The sequence below is a fragment of the Metabacillus indicus LMG 22858 genome, from assembly GCF_000708755.2.
Lineage (GTDB): Bacteria > Bacillota > Bacilli > Bacillales > Bacillaceae > Bacillus_P > Bacillus_P indicus.
In genome coordinates this window covers 1-460 of the sequence record NZ_JGVU02000017.1, presented here as the reverse complement: position 1 = coordinate 460, position 460 = coordinate 1, and the positions used below count along the sequence as shown (strand labels likewise).

The 460-nt window shown below is 35.4% G+C and carries 1 protein-coding gene; it reads right to left on the bottom strand.

The features are described 5' to 3' along the window. A partial coding sequence (locus AZ46_RS19680; RefSeq protein WP_035319501.1) for a carboxypeptidase-like regulatory domain-containing protein occupies positions 1 to 437 on the bottom strand: 437 nt, incomplete at its 3' end. Between the last annotated feature and the right edge of the window lie 23 nt (positions 438 to 460).

Below are 460 nucleotides of genomic sequence, written 5' to 3'. Positions count from 1 at the left end.
CCCTGTAAAGCCTGCATAGCATTTCCAGAGCTCATACTTTGACCTGTAATCGGTTTTAAATCTACTACAGTAACGGCACCTGTTACATCTACTTTTCGCTCCTTTGAATATCCTACTACAACAATTTCGCTTAAATTTATCGACTCTGGTTTTAAAACAACATTTATTGATTCCCGTCCGTTAACTTTAATTGTTTGACTTGCAAAACCTGTAAAACTAAATACCAAAGTAGCATTCTTATCTACATTGTTAAGCGCATAATGACCATCAAGATCTGTTGCAGTAGCATTTTTTGTTCCGGATACCGTAACAGATGCACTAGGGAGTGACATTCCGTCTTCGGAGGAAGTAACCACTCCTTTTATTCCTATGTTTTGGGCCGTAAGTGAAAAAAAGGAACCCATTAAAATTAAATAGAGGATGATTTTTTGTTTCATAATTTAGATAGTTTAGTTAAAAT